Here is a 1,229-nt window from a genome sequence, read left to right on the forward strand (position 1 = left end):
TGAATCGCCACGGGTTTAACAGACACCTCAGAGTCATTTAAGATGGCTTAAAGAGAGGTGCCCATGAGCGGTAAGCGTTATCCCGAAGAGTTTAAAACTGAAGCAGTCAAACAGGTTGTTGATCGCGGTTATTCTGTTGCCAGCGTTGCAACACGTCTCGATATCACCACCCACAGCCTTTACGCCTGGATAAAGAAGTACGGTCCGGATTCTTCCGCTAATAAAGAACAGTCAGATGCTCAGGCCGAGATCCGCCGTCTCCAGAAAGAGCTGAAGCGGGTTACCGACGAACGGGACATATTAAAAAAAGCCGCGGCGTACTTCGCAAAGCTGTCCGACTGAGGTACGCCTTTATCCGTGACAACACCTGTTGCTGGCCTGTTCGCCTGCTCTGTCGGGTGCTGGATGTTCATCCCAGTGGTTTTTACGCCTGGCTTCAGCAGCCGCATTCACAACGCCATCAGGCAGACCTGAGACTGACAGGACAGATTAAACAGTTCTGGCTGGAATCGGGATGCGTCTATGGTTATCGCAAAATCCATCTGGATCTGCGGGACAGCGGGCAACAGTGCGGAGTGAACAGAGTCTGGCGACTGATGAAACGTGTCGGGATAAAGGCTCAGGTCGGATACCGGAGCCCGCGGGCACGTAAAGGCGAGGCCAGTATCGTGTCGCCCAACAGGCTCCAGCGACAGTTCAATCCGGATGCTCCGGATAAGCGTTGGGTAACGGACATAACCTACATCAGGACCCACGAAGGCTGGCTGTATCTTGCCGTGGTTGTTGATCTGTTCTCACGCAAAATTATCGGCTGGTCCATGCAATCCCGGATGACAAAGGACATTGTCCTGAACGCACTGCTGATGGCTGTATGGCGCCGTAATCCCCAAAAACAGGTGCTGGTTCATTCGGATCAGGGCAGTCAGTACACAAGCCATGAGTGGCAGTCGTTCCTGAAATCACACGGCCTGGAGGGCAGCATGAGCCGTCGCGGTAACTGCCATGATAATGCGGTTGCAGAAAGCTTTTTCCAGTTGTTGAAACGCGAACGGATAAAGAAAAAGAGCTACGGAACGCGGGAAGAAGCCCGCAGCGATATTTTTGATTACATCGAAATGTTTTATAACAGTAAGCGTCGGCATGGTTCCAGCGATCAGATGTCACCGACAGAATATGAAAACCAGTATTATCAACGGCTAGGAAGTGTCTAGATTATCCGTGGCGATTCA

The 1,229-nt window shown here is 51.6% G+C and carries 1 protein-coding gene; it reads left to right on the top strand.

The genetic code is table 11. The features are described from left to right. The first annotated feature begins 63 nt into the window (after positions 1-63). A protein-coding gene (locus tag C3451_RS24125) for an IS3 family transposase (protein WP_088581786.1) occupies positions 64-1,211 on the top strand; the annotation gives its coding sequence in 2 pieces (ribosomal slippage) (positions 64-301 and positions 301-1,211; 1,149 coding nt in all). Positions 1,212-1,229 lie beyond the last annotated feature (18 nt).

This window comes from Enterobacter sp. 301B (genome assembly GCF_003850715.1).
GTDB classification, from domain to species: domain Bacteria; phylum Pseudomonadota; class Gammaproteobacteria; order Enterobacterales; family Enterobacteriaceae; genus Enterobacter; species Enterobacter intestinihominis.